At 66.5% G+C, this 13,537-nt stretch carries 15 protein-coding genes; 3 read left to right on the forward strand and 12 right to left on the reverse strand.

Annotation, left to right across the window (positions count from 1 at the left end; translation table 11 throughout):
* Positions 1 to 62: 62 nt before the first annotated feature.
* The gene (locus tag QRM95_RS05990; RefSeq protein ID WP_285246885.1) at positions 63 to 905 is read left to right on the forward strand and encodes a putative protein N(5)-glutamine methyltransferase; all 843 of its coding nucleotides are present in this window, start codon (positions 63 to 65) and stop codon (positions 903 to 905) included.
* Positions 906 to 1,091: 186 nt separating this feature from the next.
* Here the strand turns inward: QRM95_RS05990 and QRM95_RS05995 are convergent, their stop codons facing one another.
* The 10 genes from QRM95_RS05995 to QRM95_RS06040 all read right to left on the reverse strand — a co-directional run bounded on the left by QRM95_RS05995 (position 1,092) and on the right by QRM95_RS06040 (position 10,782).
* Positions 1,092 to 1,487: a YtxH domain-containing protein gene (locus tag QRM95_RS05995; RefSeq protein ID WP_285246886.1), complete on the reverse strand. Its 396-nt coding sequence runs from the start codon at positions 1,485 to 1,487 to the stop codon at positions 1,092 to 1,094.
* Between the two features lie 125 nt (positions 1,488 to 1,612).
* Complete coding sequence (locus tag QRM95_RS06000; protein ID WP_018763745.1) at positions 1,613 to 1,876, reverse strand: GlsB/YeaQ/YmgE family stress response membrane protein; 264 nt, start codon at positions 1,874 to 1,876, stop codon at positions 1,613 to 1,615.
* Between the two features lie 129 nt (positions 1,877 to 2,005).
* The gene (locus tag QRM95_RS06005) at positions 2,006 to 2,839 is read right to left on the reverse strand and encodes an aldo/keto reductase (RefSeq protein WP_285246887.1); all 834 of its coding nucleotides are present in this window, start codon (positions 2,837 to 2,839) and stop codon (positions 2,006 to 2,008) included.
* 48 nt (positions 2,840 to 2,887) lie between these two features.
* Positions 2,888 to 4,444, reverse strand: a complete 1,557-nt coding sequence (locus QRM95_RS06010; RefSeq protein WP_285246888.1) for a long-chain-fatty-acid--CoA ligase — start codon at positions 4,442 to 4,444, stop codon at positions 2,888 to 2,890.
* 40 nt (positions 4,445 to 4,484) lie between these two features.
* Complete coding sequence (locus QRM95_RS06015; RefSeq protein ID WP_285246889.1) at positions 4,485 to 5,681, reverse strand: acetyl-CoA C-acetyltransferase; 1,197 nt, start codon at positions 5,679 to 5,681, stop codon at positions 4,485 to 4,487.
* 48 nt (positions 5,682 to 5,729) lie between these two features.
* Positions 5,730 to 6,986: an acyl-CoA dehydrogenase family protein gene (locus QRM95_RS06020; RefSeq protein WP_285246890.1), complete on the reverse strand. Its 1,257-nt coding sequence runs from the start codon at positions 6,984 to 6,986 to the stop codon at positions 5,730 to 5,732.
* 128 nt (positions 6,987 to 7,114) lie between these two features.
* Positions 7,115 to 7,837 carry a TetR/AcrR family transcriptional regulator gene (locus QRM95_RS06025; RefSeq protein WP_285246891.1) on the reverse strand — a complete coding sequence of 241 codons (723 nt, stop codon included), beginning with the start codon at positions 7,835 to 7,837 and terminating at the stop codon, positions 7,115 to 7,117.
* Positions 7,838 to 7,918: 81 nt separating this feature from the next.
* Positions 7,919 to 8,941: an NAD-dependent epimerase/dehydratase family protein gene (locus tag QRM95_RS06030; protein ID WP_285246892.1), complete on the reverse strand. Its 1,023-nt coding sequence runs from the start codon at positions 8,939 to 8,941 to the stop codon at positions 7,919 to 7,921.
* Positions 8,935 to 9,906 carry an aldo/keto reductase gene (locus tag QRM95_RS06035; protein WP_285246893.1) on the reverse strand — a complete coding sequence of 324 codons (972 nt, stop codon included), beginning with the start codon at positions 9,904 to 9,906 and terminating at the stop codon, positions 8,935 to 8,937. Before QRM95_RS06035 ends, QRM95_RS06030 begins: the two co-directional genes overlap by 7 nt.
* Before the next feature lie 54 nt (positions 9,907 to 9,960).
* Complete coding sequence (locus tag QRM95_RS06040) at positions 9,961 to 10,782, reverse strand: aldo/keto reductase (RefSeq protein ID WP_285246894.1); 822 nt, start codon at positions 10,780 to 10,782, stop codon at positions 9,961 to 9,963.
* 197 nt (positions 10,783 to 10,979) lie between these two features.
* Between QRM95_RS06040 and QRM95_RS06045 the strand changes: the two genes are divergently transcribed.
* Together QRM95_RS06045 and QRM95_RS06050 are read left to right on the forward strand one after the other, a co-directional pair.
* On the forward strand, positions 10,980 to 11,894 hold the full coding sequence (locus QRM95_RS06045; RefSeq protein ID WP_285246895.1) for a helix-turn-helix domain-containing protein: 915 nt from the start codon (positions 10,980 to 10,982) through the stop codon (positions 11,892 to 11,894).
* A 150-nt stretch (positions 11,895 to 12,044) separates the two neighbouring features.
* Positions 12,045 to 12,251: a hypothetical protein gene (locus QRM95_RS06050; protein ID WP_018763735.1), complete on the forward strand. Its 207-nt coding sequence runs from the start codon at positions 12,045 to 12,047 to the stop codon at positions 12,249 to 12,251.
* A gap of 84 nt (positions 12,252 to 12,335) precedes the next feature.
* Here the strand turns inward: QRM95_RS06050 and QRM95_RS06055 are convergent, their stop codons facing one another.
* Complete coding sequence (locus tag QRM95_RS06055) at positions 12,336 to 12,548, reverse strand: dodecin (RefSeq protein ID WP_018763734.1); 213 nt, start codon at positions 12,546 to 12,548, stop codon at positions 12,336 to 12,338.
* 115 nt (positions 12,549 to 12,663) lie between these two features.
* Positions 12,664 to 13,368 carry a FadR/GntR family transcriptional regulator gene (locus QRM95_RS06060; protein WP_285246896.1) on the reverse strand — a complete coding sequence of 235 codons (705 nt, stop codon included), beginning with the start codon at positions 13,366 to 13,368 and terminating at the stop codon, positions 12,664 to 12,666.
* Between the last annotated feature and the right edge of the window lie 169 nt (positions 13,369 to 13,537).

The raw sequence follows: 13,537 nt of genomic DNA on the forward strand, positions 1-13,537 counted from the left end.
GTCTTCATTGACGAAGGGCCCCGCCGCGGGTTTCCCTGCTGATTCACCTGAGAGGCGTCGATATGCCAGTTCCTGAATCAAGCGCTGTTGCCGGCCACCCCACCCGGGCCTTCGACCACATCGTCACCCTCCTGCGCTCGGCCGGTTGCGTTTTCGCCGAGGAGGAGGCCCGGCTGCTGCTGGCGGAAGCGTCCGGGCCGGCGGAGCTCGCGCGGAATGTGCAGCGGCGCGTCGAGGGGGTGCCTCTGGAGTACGTGCTGGGCTGGGCGGAGTTCGCGGGCCGCCGCATTGGTGTTGAGGCCGGGGTTTTCGTACCCCGGCGCCGCACTGAGCTGCTGGCCAACCACGCTGTGGCACTGTTGTCCGGCTGGTCCTTGGCGGTACCTCCGGTGGTCGTTGACCTGTGCTGCGGGTCCGGCGCCGTGGGGGCGGCCATTCTTTACGCGTTGCCCCGTGTGGAGCTGCACGCGGCTGACATCGACGCCACCGCTACCCGGTGTGCGATGCGAAACATCGGGCCCCTTGGCGGTCGCGTCCACCGGGGCGATCTGTTCGAGGCACTCCCTTCCTCGCTGCACGGCCGGGTCGGGCTGTTGGCCGTCAACGCGCCCTATGTGCCCACCGGGGCCATCAGGACCATGCCGCCCGAAGCCCGGCTCTACGAGCCGGTGGCTTCACTGGACGGCGGCGAGGACGGGCTGGACTTCCACCGACGCGTTGCCGCCGGCTCCATCGAGTGGCTCGCACCCGGAGGACACGTGCTGATCGAAACCAGTGATCGCCAAGCGGCCGGCACAGCTGCCATCCTGTCCGGGAGCGGTTTCCGGACGCAGACGGTCCGCTCGGAGGACCTGGACGCGACGGTGGTGGCAGGGCGCGCCCTGACCGGGACCGGCAGGGGCTAAGTACCGCCGCGGCGCAGGAATTCTGCCCTTTGGAAATGACCCCGCCGCGCTTAAAACAATGCCGGCCGCCGCGTCCCCCAAGGATCGCGACGGCCAGCAAGGCGATTCAGTTGTAGCACAACACTGGCCGGCTGTGCTTGTCACACGGCTGCAGCACTGAATTATGGCGAAGACCTGGAGTCAGGCCTAACGTCCGGTCGCGTCCGAGGTGCCAAGGTTGGTGGTCTCCGGGTGGGTGCTGTGGGCGGGAATGTGGTCTTCACCCAGCCCCGCCGCGCTGTCAGTCGGAGAGGTGCCGGGAACGGTGGCGGAGGTCCGGCTCCCGTCGGACGCAGCGTCGCGGTGAATTGCGGAGCCGATCACGGTGCCTGCCCTGCGGGCGGCTTCGCCGAGCTGGTCGGCCACTTCAGGGGCCTTATCCTTGACGGCCTCCGTGGCTGCGGCGACCTTGTCCTGGACCGGCTTGCTGTCCCAGATGCCGGCCGCGCGCGCCTTCAGTTTGTCGTACGCTGCACGGCCGGACCGTGAGCCGAGAACGTAGCCGACAGCCACGCCCACACCCAAAAGAAGCTTGTTTTTCACGATGAACTCCTGCTCTGCGAGAGGGTTGTCAGTTCCGGCATACGCGGGGGCACCCGTTGCCGGAGAAAATGAAAGCCGGCCTGGGGAGGATGTCCCCAAGCCGGCTTCCTGGCTTGCCCGAGCTGTTAGCGGGCGCTGCGCCGAGTGACCATGCCGTAAATGGCAAGGACGATCAGCGAGCCGACGATCGCCAGCAGCCACGTCTGGATGGAGAAGAACTCCTGCAGTCCACTGCCGAAGATCATTCCGCCCAGCCAGCCGCCGAGGAGCGCACCAACAACGCCCAGGATCAGCGTGACGACCCAGCCGCCACCCTGCCTGCCCGGGAGGATCGCCTTAGCGATCGCACCAGCGATAAGTCCGAGAATCAGAAATGCAATAAATCCCATTTGTTGCTCTCTTCCTAGGTAGAGGAGGCCTCCGGGTCCCGGAGGCACTTCATCCTTCTGGCTCAATAGTAATCATGCTTACTATCTATTTGCCAACCTGTTTTGGGAAAAGTGCTGTCCAGGCTGTTTCTAGTGCCCGGTTTTGTCGGAATCGTTGCCGGCGCCGGGACCCTCGTCCAGGACCGAAAGTTCCGCTAGATCCTGCGGATCCAGGGCGAAATCGAACACGTCCAGATTCTCCCGCATCCGCTCCGGGGAAGAGGTCTTGGGAATCGTTACCAATCCGTTTTGTATGTGCCATCGCAGGACCAGCTGGCCCGGTGTTTTCCCGTGTTTTTCGGCCAGCTGCGCCAGAATGGGGGCACCCAGCAAACCCGCTCCGGATCCACCCAACGGGCTGTAGGATTCCGTGGCGATGCCGTGGCTGGCATGGAATTCGCGCTCAGCGGTCCGGGTAATTGCAGGGCTGAGCTGGACCTGGTTGACCGCAGGCACCACGTCCGTCTCCGCCATCAGGCGCTCCAGGTGCGGCGGCTTGAAGTTGGACACCCCAATGGACTTGACCTTCCCCTCCGCCTGCAGCCGCTCGAACGTCTGCCAGGTGGAAATGTATTGGTCCCTGCCCGGGAGGGGCCAGTGGATCAGCAGCAGGTCCACATAATCCAGGCCCAGGCGCTTCAGCGAGCCTTCCAGCCCCGCAACGGCGCGGTCGTGGCCCTGGAACTCACCGTCAAGCTTGGTGGTGATGAACAGCTCGCTGCGGTCCAGGCCGCTCGCCCGGATGCCGTTGCCCACGCCGCGTTCGTTCCCGTACTTCACCGCGGTATCGATGTGCCGGTACCCGGCTTCCACGGCCTGTACGACGGCGGCAGCCACCTGGTCGTCGTCCAGCGGCCAAGTGCCAAGACCCATTTGGGGAATGCTGTTGCCGTCATTGAGGGGGATGAGCGGTGCAAGTGTCATTCCACCAGTCTCTCCCATATCGTGCACGGCCGCCCGGGTGCCGCAGGCTTAGCCGGCGTCCTCGGCCAGTTTCCGTTTGAGGATCTTTCCACTTGGTCCCAGGGGCAATTCGGAGAGGATCCTGACCACCCGCGGGTACTTGTAGGCCGCCAGCCGGGTGCTGGCGAACTCGATCAGTTCGGATTCGCTCACGGTGGCTCCCGGGTCCAGCACGATTGCGGCCGCGATCTCCTGCCCATGCACCTCGTGCGGAATTCCGTAAACGGCGGCGCTGACAACGGCCGGGTGCGTCAGCAGGACTTCCTCCACCTCCCGCGGATAGACGTTGTATCCGTTGCGGATGATCATGTCCTTCTTGCGGTCCACGATGGTGAGGTAGCCGTCGTCGTCCTTTGTCCCAAGGTCACCGCTGCGGAACCAGCCGTCCACCACGGCTTCCGCCGTTGCCTCCGGGCGGTTGAGGTAGCCCTTCATCAGCAGGTGTCCGCGGATCACGAGCTCGCCCAGTTCCCCGTTGGGCAGCAGTTCAATGCTTTCCACCGTCTGGGGACGGGCGATCTCGATGTCCACGCCCCAGATCGGGACCCCAATGGTTCCCGGCCGCGGAGGAGTGCCCACATGGTTGAACGCAGCCACCGGGGAGGTCTCGGTGAGGCCGTAGCCTTCATGGATTTCCACTCCAAAGACGTCGCGGAACCGGTCCATCACGGCCAGCGGAAGGGAGGCCCCGCCGGAGATGCCGTACCGCAGGGCCTTCGGCCGTTCAGGCGCTGACTTGGCGGCTTCCAGGAGAGCCACGTACATGGTGGGCACGCCGAGGAAGATGTTCACGTCGTGCTTTGCCAGCAGCTGCAGGGCATCTGCACCGGTGAATCGCGGCATCAGGACGATCGTGGCGCCGGCACGAAGTCCCGTGTTGAGGACAACGGTCTGGCCAAAGGTGTGGAAGAGCGGCAGTCCGCCGAACAGGACGTCGCCGGGGCGGAAATCCATCACGCTGGTGAGCAGGACGCTTGTCTGTTCCACCAGGGCGAAGTGAGTGCCCAGCGCTCCCTTCGGTTTGCCCGTGGTGCCTGAGGTGTAAAGGATGGTGGCCGTGTCCGAGGGGCGGCAGGGTTCATAGGTCCGGATGGGTTCGGCGGCCGCGGCCTCCGTCTCCAGCCGGGGGAACCCGTCGTCGTCCGGCGCCAACACCGTCACCACGTCCACTCCGCTGGCAGCAGCGCCCGCCGAGCCCTCGGCCAGGAGCGGGGCAGCGCAGATCAGCAGCCCGGCCCCGCTGTCCTGCAGGACATATTCGATCTCGCGGGCCTTGAGCAGGGCGTGCACAGGGACCACGATGGCGCCCAGCGACAGGATGGCGTAGTAGACCCGTGCGAAGTCCGGAACGTTGGGGATCAGGACGGCGACGGCGTCTCCCGGACCTATGCCGCGGGCCCGCAACGCGCCGGCATAGGCGCGGGTATGGCTCCACAGGTCCCGGTAGCTGACCCGGTCCTCACCGACGACGAGGGCAATGCTGTCCGGGGTCCGGTGTGCCGATTCGGCCAGGATGGCGGCGACAGAGATGGTGGCGAAACCGTCAGCGGAGTTGTTGGTGTTCATGGCCTGCTTCTTTGGTGGGAGTGGCGCGCTGGTGGGAGGGTCAGGCTTTGAGGATGAGGGCGTCGCCTTGGCCGCCGCCCCCGCAGAGGGCTACGACGCCGGTGCCGCCGCCGCGCCGTTTCAACGCCAGCGCCTGGTGCAGCACCAGGCGGGCGCCCGAGGCGCCGACAGGGTGGCCCAGGGCAATCGCCCCGCCTTCGGCGTTTACCGTTTCGGCGTCGATGCCAAGATCGTTCGCGGACTGGATCAGGACCGAGGCGAAGGCCTCGTTGATTTCCACCAAGTCGAGGTCCTGCGTGCTGAGGCCCTCGACCTTGAGGGCCCGCTCGATGGCCCGGGCGGGCTGGGAGTGCAGCGATCCGTCCGGGCCGGCAGTCTGGCCGTGCGCGCCGATCTCGGCGATCCATTCCAGCCCCGCGGCGATGGCGGCGGACTTGCTGGCAATCACCAGCGCCGCCGCACCGTCGGACAGGGGCGACGCCGAGCCGGCGGTGATGGTGGCTGCGGCATCCTTTGAGAAGGCAGGCCGGAGCTGCGCCAGCGATTCGGCGGTGGTGTCCGGCCGGATGCCCTCGTCGTGCTCAAGGGTCACGGCGGGGCCTTTGCGCTGCGGTACCTGGATCGGCGCGATTTCCTCCGCGAGGACACCGGAAGCGCGCGCCGCTTCGGCGCGCTGGTGGGAGCGGGCGGCCACGGCGTCCTGCTCGGCACGGGTGATCCCGCGTTCGACGTTTCCGGCGTCGGTTGCCTCGCCCATCAGTTTGCCGCTCACCGGGTCCTGGAGCCCATCGTGGTTCAGTGAGTCCAGCATGGGGGCATCGCCGATGACGACGCCGGCGCGAAGCCCGGGCACAAGGTGCGGGGCGTTGGTCATCGATTCCTGGCCTGCGGCGACAATGAAGTCGGCTTCTCCGGTGCGGATCATCCGGGCGGCATCAATGACTGCCGTCAGGCCGGACAGGCAGAGCTTGTTGATGGTGATTGTGGGAACGTCCCAGCCGATGCCGGCGGCCAGGCTGGCCTGCCGCGCCGGGCCTTGGCCGGCCCCGGCCTGGATGACCTGCCCCACGATGACGGCTCCGATGAGTTCCGGGGCCACGCCCGTCCGTTCCAGCGCGGCCCGGATCGCGTGGGCGCCCAGCTCGCTCGAGGAGAAGGGGGTGAGGCCGCCGCGGAACCTGCCGAAGGGAGTCCGGGCGCCGCCGAGGATGACGGGGATATTGGCGTTCTGGTTCAAGAACAGTCCTTTCGGGACGATGGGGCGGCCAAGGTCGGCCGGCAGGGGTCAGGCGAAGGCGGAGACGCCTGTGATGCCGCGGCCGATGATCAAGGCCTGCACGGTTTCGGTGCCTTCGTAGGTATGGATCGCTTCGATATCGGCCAGGTGCCGGGCCACCCGGTTGGCCAGCAGGATACCGTTGCCGCCCAACAGGTCGCGGGCATTGGAGGCGATCCCGCGGGCCGTCCGGGTGCAGGTGTACTTGACCAGCGAGGCCTGCTCCGGGGTCAGCGTTCCGGCTTCGTCGAGCCGGGTCATCTGCACCACCATGAGCTGCATGGTGGCCAGTTCGCTGAGCATCCGCGCCAGGCGCTCCTGGATGATCTGGGAGGCGGCCAGGGGCCGGCCGAACTGCTTGCGCTGCTTGGCGTACTGGACGGCCGTCTCGTAGCAGGCGGTGGCATGCCCGACGGCGGACCAGGCCACACCGAGCCGGGTCGCCAACAGGACGCGGGCCGTGTCCTTGAACGTGCGTGCGCCCGGCAGGACGTTGCTTTCGGGCACGAAGACGTTCTCCAGCCGGATGTGGGCCTGCCAGATGGCGCGAAGGGCCAGCTTGCCCTCGATCCTGGTGGCGGCGTAGCCGGGGGAATCCTGGGGGACCAGGTAGCCGTGCACCTGTCCGTCATCGCCGCGCGCCCAGACAACGCTGACGCCGCCGATGGAGCCGTTGCCGATCCACTTCTTTTCGCCATTGAGCAGGAAGCCGCCGTCAGTGCGGGTCGCCGTGGTTTCCAGGGCTACGGAGTCGGATCCATGGGTGGGCTCCGTGAGGGCAAAGGCTGCGTACTCGGTTCCGCGGGCGATCGCCGGGAGCCAGCGTTCCATCTGCTCCTCGGATCCGCACTCCGCGACGGATCGCAGGGCGAGGCCGCCCTGGACCGCGATCATGGTGGCCACGGATCCGTTCCCGCGGCTGATTTCCATGTTCACGAGTCCGGCGGCCATGCTGCTCATCGGTTCGAAGCCGTCTACGGCGATGCCGTCGCGGAGCAGGTCCAGCTCACCGAGGCGGTGGAGGAGGTGCAGCGGGTACTCACCGCGCTCCCAGTAGCCGTCGATGACAGGGAGGACTTCCTCCTGGACGAAGCGGCGAGCGCGGTCCCAGTACTTCCGGTCTTCGGTGTCGATGCCGGCAAAGACCGAGGCGGGATCGGTGCCGAGGGCATCGGTGAGAAGGTACTCGGGTTCCACCGTCCCGGCAGGGAAGTCCGGCGCACCGCCGGTGACGGTGGGTGCTGGGCTGGGCGACGTCGTCGTCATGTCTGCATCCTCTGGTTCAGCGGCGGCTGCGGGCCGCCCGGGTGATGTGGCTCACGCCGCATCGACTAAGAATGCACTGAAACGCAGTTCCACGTCAAGAAACTCCGTACCAAATGCGCGTCCGGGCGTCAGGGCAAGGCATCGCGGACCGCCTGGGCGATGGCATCTTTGTCCGCCGGGCCGGCGAGCACGGTGACGACGACGGTGGCCGCCTTTTGCTCCGTCGTGTCAACAGTGGCGCCAGGACCGAGGAGGGCTGGCCGGAACGTTTCGGCCAGCGCTGCGAGTTCACTGGCCAGGGCTGCCGCCCGCGCCCTGTCAGGCTGCCCGGATTCCCCGGGCGCGGGGGACGCGCGAAGCCATTGCCGGAGGAAGGCGTTATGCACGGCCACCACGGCTGCGGCGAAGGCAACGGCCGCGTACTCGCGTCGGCCGTCCTTGGGCAGGTTGGCATTGAGGTACCGCAGGAACGCCCGCTCATACCGGTGGGAGGTGACCAGTTCCCGGTCCCGGAGGGCCGGCACCGCCTGCAGGAGCCCGTACCGGGCCAGGGATGTTACGCGGTTCCGCACGTGGTGGTCGAACACCAGGAGTGCCGCGTCCGCCACGGCCGCCAAGGGCTCCAGCCGCGAGTCCGCCAGCCGGTTGTTCACCTGCTGCAGGATGCGCTCATGGTCAGCGAAGACCACATCCTCCTTGGACCCGAACCTCCGGAAGAACGTGCTGCGGCTCATGCCCGAGGCTTCCGCGAGTTCCTCAACAGACGTTGCATCGAAACCCTGCTTCGCCAGGAGTTCGATGGCGGCGGCAACAGGCCCGTCGGCAGGATGGCTGGGAGGGGGTGAGGTCATGCGCCGAAATCTAGCACAGCGGCAATGTGGCCGGCCTGCCGCGGGATGGTGCGGAGGGCCGGCCACGACGGCAGGTACGGATCAGGCGCCCTGCCGGGCCCAGCCCGTGAGCTTGTCCGAAAGCTGCATATAGGCCTCGTTGACCTGCTGCAGCTCCGGGTGGGCGTCGTACCACTGGACAATTTCCCGGGCTCCGTCCGCAAACGGGATGGTGGCCGCGTAGTCCGGGACCAGGGATTTGATCTTGGTGTTGTCGAAGACCACCGAGTGGGACCGGTCGCCCAGCAGGTTGGACCCCAGTTCCTGGTCGTGCGCGGCGATGGTCTGGGATGCCACGTGCACCAGCTCGGGTTCATGGACGCCGACCGCCCGGGCGAACAGCCGGTAGATCTGGTTCCACGGCAGGTATTCGTCGGAGGTGATGGTGTAGCTTTCGCCCACCGCCTGGGGCCTTCCGAGCAGGCCAACAAACGCCTTGGCGAAGTCTTTGCTGTGCGTCAGCGTCCACAGTGAGGTGCCATCGCCATGCACCATGACCGGAAGCCCGCTCCGCATCCGGTGGATGTCCGTCCAGCCGCCCACCATGGCGATTTTGGTGCGGTCGTAAGTGTGCGACGGCCGGACCACGGTCAGCGGAAAGTCCTCTTCCCGGTAAGCCCGGAACAACAGCTCCTCGCACGCGATCTTGTCCCGGGAGTACTGCCAGAAGGGATTCTTCAACGGCGTGGACTCCAGGATGGGCAGCCTGGTGGGCGGCTTCTGGTAGGCGGAGGCGGAGCTGATGAAGACGTACTGGCCCACCCGGTCCCGGAACAGTTCCATGCTGGTTTGCGCCTGGTCCGGGGTATAGGCGATGAAGTCCGCCACGGCGTCGAACTCCCTGCCGCCCAGCACCTCACGGACGGCGGCCGCATCACGGACGTCCGCGTGCAGCACTTCGGCACCGTCCGGAACCGGCCTGGTGGATTGGCCCCGGTTCAGGATGGTCAGCCGGTGGCCCAGCGCGACGGCGTGTTCTGCCGCCGCCGCGCTGATGACCCCGGTGCCGCCGACGAAGAGGAGGTTCCTTGGCGCCACCGTGCCGGCCGCAAGGGGATTTACCACGCGTAGTCTTCCGGTGCCGTGCGGTGGCCGGGGAAGATGTCGTCGAGCCGCTTGAGCGCGTCTGCGTCGAGAGTGACGTCCAGGGCGCGGATGGCAGCATCCAGTTGTTCCTGCGTGCGCGGGCCCACGATCGGGGCGGTCACGGCGGGCTGGTGCAGCAGCCACGCCAGTGCGACGTCGCCCGGTTCGTGCCCCAGTTCGTCGGCGAAGTCCTCGTACTGGCGGATCTGGTCTTCATGCTTCTTCAGCGTCTCGGCGGCACGGCCTTCGGTACGCCGCACGCCCTGGCGCTCCTTCTTCAGCACGCCGCCCAACAGGCCGCCCTGCAGCGGAGACCAAGGGATCAGGCCCAGGCCGTACTGCTGCGCCGCCGGGATGACTTCCAGCTCCACCTGCCGCATGAACAGGTTATAGATGGACTGTTCGCTGACCAGCCCGGTGTAATTCCGGCGCCGCGCCGCCTCCTGGGCCTGGGCGATGTGCCAGCCGGCGAAGTTGCTGCTGCCGGAGTACAGGATCTTGCCCTGCTGCACCGCCACCTCGATGGCCTGCCAGATCTCGTCCCACGGTGTGTCACGGTCGATGTGGTGGAACTGGTACACATCGATGTAGTCCGTCTGCAGCCGCTTGAGGCTCGCGTCCAGGGCCCTGCGGATGTTCAGTGCCGAGAGCTTGGACTCGTTGGGCCGGTCCGTCATGGTGCCGTAGAGCTTGGTGGCCAGGACGGTGTTCTCCCGGCGCTCGCCGCCCTTGGCGAACCAGCGCCCAATGATTTCCTCGGTCCAGCCGCGGTGGTCTGCCCCGCCATACACGTTGGCGGTGTCGAAGAAGTTGATGCCGGACGCGTGGGCGGAGTCCATGATGCTGTGGGCGTCCGCTTCCTCCGTCTGCGGCCCGAAGTTCATGGTGCCAAGGCAGAGGCGGGAAACTTTCAGGCCGGAGCGGCCCAAGTGGGTGTACTGCACGGAAGATCCTTTCGGTGTGGAGCTAGTCGGCCCGGTGGTTGGGCTTGTCGAAACCTACATCTGGGTAAAGGCCGCGACGGCGGGATCGGACCCGATGCGGGCACCGGACTCAAGTGCCGTAATGGCGGCCAGTTCGTCGGTGGAGAGCGTGAGCGATGATGCCGCGAAGTTTTCCCGGATCCGGCCGGGGTTGGCCGACTTGGGGATGACGATGTTTCCCTGGGCCAGGTGCCAGGCGAGTACCACTTGGGCGGTGGTGGCATCGTGGGCGCCGGCGATCGCGGTGACGGCGTTTCCGTTCAGGTCCCCGCCCTGGCCCAGCGGGCTGTATGCCTCCACGGCGATGCCCAGGTCCCGGCACTTTGCGGCGAGGTCCGCCTGCTGGTAGCTGGGGTGCAGTTCGATCTGGTTGACGGCGGGGACGGTTTCGGCGGACTCCAGCAGGGTGTCCAGGTGGTCGGACAAGAAGTTCGAGACCCCGATCGCGCGGATTTCCTTGTTCTGGTAGAGCCGCTCCATCTCCTTCCACGCCTGGACGAACAATCCCTGTGAGGGGACCGGCCAGTGGATGAGGTAGAGGTCGACGAAGTCCAGGCCCAGTGCTTTGCGGCTGTTTTGGAACGCCTCCTGCGCGCGGCCCTGCTCGCCGTTGCGCAGCTTGGTGGTCACGAAGATCTCGTCGCGGGCGATGCCGGTGGCGGCCAGCGCCGCACCCACTCCGGCCTCGTTGCGGTAGGCGGCGGCGGTATCGATGTGGCGATAGCCGGCCTCGAGGGCGTCCTCCACGGTGCGCTGGGTGTCTTCCGGCGGAACCTGGAAAACGCCGAAGCCAAGTTGCGGGATGGTGACGCCGTTGTTGAGTGTCAGCTCTGACATGGGTGTGCTCCTGGGACGATGGTGAGGTGGATCGGTGCCGGCTGCTCGACGAAGAAAGCGGTTTCCGCTGGCTCACTCTTGAGCCTATGCACTTTTGCCTGACAAGTCAGCAGGCAAGGCTGTTCCTGTTTGTCCTAGGATTCCCAGTCCTACCCTTTGGGTGGAGCGGGGCACCCTTCCCGGGCAGAATGGTCTGCATGGGTCAAAGCGCCGAGTTCGGAAAATTCCTCAAAGCCATGCGGTCCCGGCTGAGTCCGGAGGTTGCCGGAACGGGTCCCAGCACCGGTGCCCGCAGGGTTCCGGGCCTGCGGCGGGAGGAAGTGGCGCGGCTGGCCGGGGTCAGCACCGACTACTACGTCCGGCTGGAGCAGGGGCGCAACATCCACCCCTCACGTACCGTCCTGGACGCCGTGGCAAGGGCGCTGCGGCTGGACAGCAGCGAGCACGCGCACATGCTGGACCTGCTGGAGAACTGCGCCGGTGGTCCGCGCGAGGCCGGCACGGCGGCTGCGCAGGGTGTCCGGCCCGCGCTGCGCCAGCTCCTCGACGCGGTGGGGGAGGTTCCCGCCCTGGTACTGGGCCGGCGCAGCGATGTCCTGGCCGGCAACCGGATGGCGTTCCTGCTGTTCACCGATTTTCCGGCACTGCCTCCGGCGGAGCGGAACCTCACCCGCTGGACCATCCTTGATCCAGCGGCGCGGGAGCTTTTCAGGGACTGGAAGACAGTGGCTGCCGAAGCCGCCGGGTCCCTTCGGCTCGACGTGGGCCGGCATCCCAACGATCCCCAGGCCAACCACCTGGTGGGGGAGCTGGCCGTGAACAGCGAGCATTTCCGCCAGTGGTGGGCCGGGCACCGGGTGGCCACCAGGGCGGCGGGAACTGTCCGGCTGCACCATCCGGCGGTGGGCGACCTGGAACTGAACTTTGAGAACCTGGTCCTGCCGGAGGATCCCGACCAGATGCTGCGGGTGTATTCGGCCCGTCCGGGCTCGCCGTCGTCGGACGCGTTGGCCCTGCTTGGCAGCCTGGGTGCGCCCAGTGCTCCTGGTGCGGGGGATGCAAGCACGCTGCGGGACGCAGCCACGGTGGCCGACGGCGGCCCGGCGGACTAAGCGGGGCGGCAAGGGCGCGGTAACTGTACATTCGTCCAGCGAATGGCACCGATTCTGGCCAGCCGCCCATTGGGCTTCGGCCGGCTGTTTCCTAGGGTTGAAGAGCAAGCTTTCCCGCCCGGTTCTTATCACCCCAGGATGGTCTCAACGATGAAACGCATCGCACTGCTGAAGGAACGCCAGGCTTCCGCCGGCGCCACGTCCACAGCCACGGGTTCGCACTGCCCGGCCTCCGGACTCTGGAGCCCGGACTCCGATTCCCGCACCGTCCTGTCCTTCTTCGAAGGCCAGGTTTTCCCCGCGTTCGACGGCGTTCCAACAGTCTGGCGGCGCCGCAGCCCGGGAACAGCCAACTAAGGCACGAGCCCGGGGCACCAAGCTTGAAATCGGGAGGTCGTGAAGCCAGTGCTTCACGACCTCCCGGCGTTAAGGCTGGAGTGCTCAGTGATCTTCCAGCCGGAAGCCGAGTTTGATGGTTACCTGCCAGTCAGCGACCTTGCCTTCCTCCAGGTGGCCGCGGATTTCCTTCACCTCAAACCAGTCGAGGTTCCGGAGGGTCTGGGAGGCTTTGGCGATCCCGTTCCGGACCGCGTCGTCCACGCCTTCGGTGGAGGTGCCGACAATTTCAGAAATGCTGTACGTGTGGTTGGACAACTTCGCTCCTCGTGATCATCGTTGCTCCCGGTTGCGGGCCGTTCCTGAAGCCTAGTGGCACTGCGAGAGCGTTGACCAGAGGGGCGGAACCCCTTCATACAGGCCGCCCGCGGACTCACTTCGCGGGCAGGACCAGGTTCCGCAGGTCGTCCAGGGTCTGCTGCATGTGGGCGTCCATGGCGGTGCGGGAGCGGGCCGGGTCGCGGGACTCGAGGGCCACGGCGATGTTCTGGTGATGCCCGATGGCGTGTTCCTGGATGGCCGGTACCGCCGAAGTCTCGGCGCGGCGCTTTTCCAGGACGCGGTGCAGCGGCTCGAACAGGACCGAGACGAAGACATTCCCCGAGGCGCGCAGGATGACGTCGTGGAAGCCGAGATCGGCCTCGACGAACGCTGCGACGTCGTTGATGCTGTTGGCGGCCTTCATGGCGGAAACGTAGGCGAACAAGGAGGCAATGTCCTCCTCCGAGATGCGTCCGGCGGCAAGTTCGCAGGCTCCGGTTTCCAGCATCCGGCGGAGCTCGATGAGCTGGATGGAGGCGTCGGCGTCGTTCTTGCCCTCCGATGCCGCCCGCAGCACCGCTTCCAGCGATGTCCACCGGCTCAGGGGGTTGACGAACGTCCCCCGCCCGCGTTCGACGCTGAGGATCTGCTGGGCCTGGAGCGTCTTCATGGCTTCACGGACCGTCATGCGGCTGACTTCATGGCGGGCGCTGAGTTCCAGTTCGCCGGGAACCGTGGCGCCGGGCGGAAACTCGCCTTCGATGATGCGGTCCAGCAGCTCATCGGCCACGATGCCGACCAGCGATTTCCTTGCCATGGTTCCCCCGCTTCCTGCTTCCGGCCCACGCCCGGCGGATATGTCAGACAAGTCTACTTGCGCGTCTTTATGCCGTGTGCCACACTAACATTCAAATGCAAGATGTCAGACATCTTACAGTTACCTTTACATCAGTATCCGGGTCCCGGATCGCTACACAATGGAGTGC

Source organism: Pseudarthrobacter sp. efr-133-R2A-89 (assembly GCF_030209315.1).
Classification (GTDB): Bacteria; Actinomycetota; Actinomycetes; order Actinomycetales; family Micrococcaceae; genus Arthrobacter.

What these genes read in the sequence shown, in the direction of transcription:
- QRM95_RS05990 (WP_285246885.1), top strand. Translation starts at nt 63, where the DNA reads ATGCCAGTTCCTGAATCAAGCGCTGTTGCCGGCCACCCCACCCGGGCC.
- QRM95_RS06040 (WP_285246894.1), bottom strand. Translation starts at nt 10,782, where the DNA reads ATGTCAGAGCTGACACTCAACAACGGCGTCACCATCCCGCAACTTGGC.
- QRM95_RS06050 (WP_018763735.1), top strand. Translation starts at nt 12,045, where the DNA reads ATGAAACGCATCGCACTGCTGAAGGAACGCCAGGCTTCCGCCGGCGCC.
- QRM95_RS06020 (WP_285246890.1), bottom strand. Translation starts at nt 6,986, where the DNA reads ATGACGACGACGTCGCCCAGCCCAGCACCCACCGTCACCGGCGGTGCG.
- QRM95_RS06025 (WP_285246891.1), bottom strand. Translation starts at nt 7,837, where the DNA reads ATGACCTCACCCCCTCCCAGCCATCCTGCCGACGGGCCTGTTGCCGCC.
- QRM95_RS06000 (WP_018763745.1), bottom strand. Translation starts at nt 1,876, where the DNA reads ATGGGATTTATTGCATTTCTGATTCTCGGACTTATCGCTGGTGCGATC.
- QRM95_RS06045 (WP_285246895.1), top strand. Translation starts at nt 10,980, where the DNA reads ATGGGTCAAAGCGCCGAGTTCGGAAAATTCCTCAAAGCCATGCGGTCC.
- QRM95_RS06005 (WP_285246887.1), bottom strand. Translation starts at nt 2,839, where the DNA reads ATGACACTTGCACCGCTCATCCCCCTCAATGACGGCAACAGCATTCCC.
- QRM95_RS06010 (WP_285246888.1), bottom strand. Translation starts at nt 4,444, where the DNA reads ATGAACACCAACAACTCCGCTGACGGTTTCGCCACCATCTCTGTCGCC.
- QRM95_RS06060 (WP_285246896.1), bottom strand. Translation starts at nt 13,368, where the DNA reads ATGGCAAGGAAATCGCTGGTCGGCATCGTGGCCGATGAGCTGCTGGAC.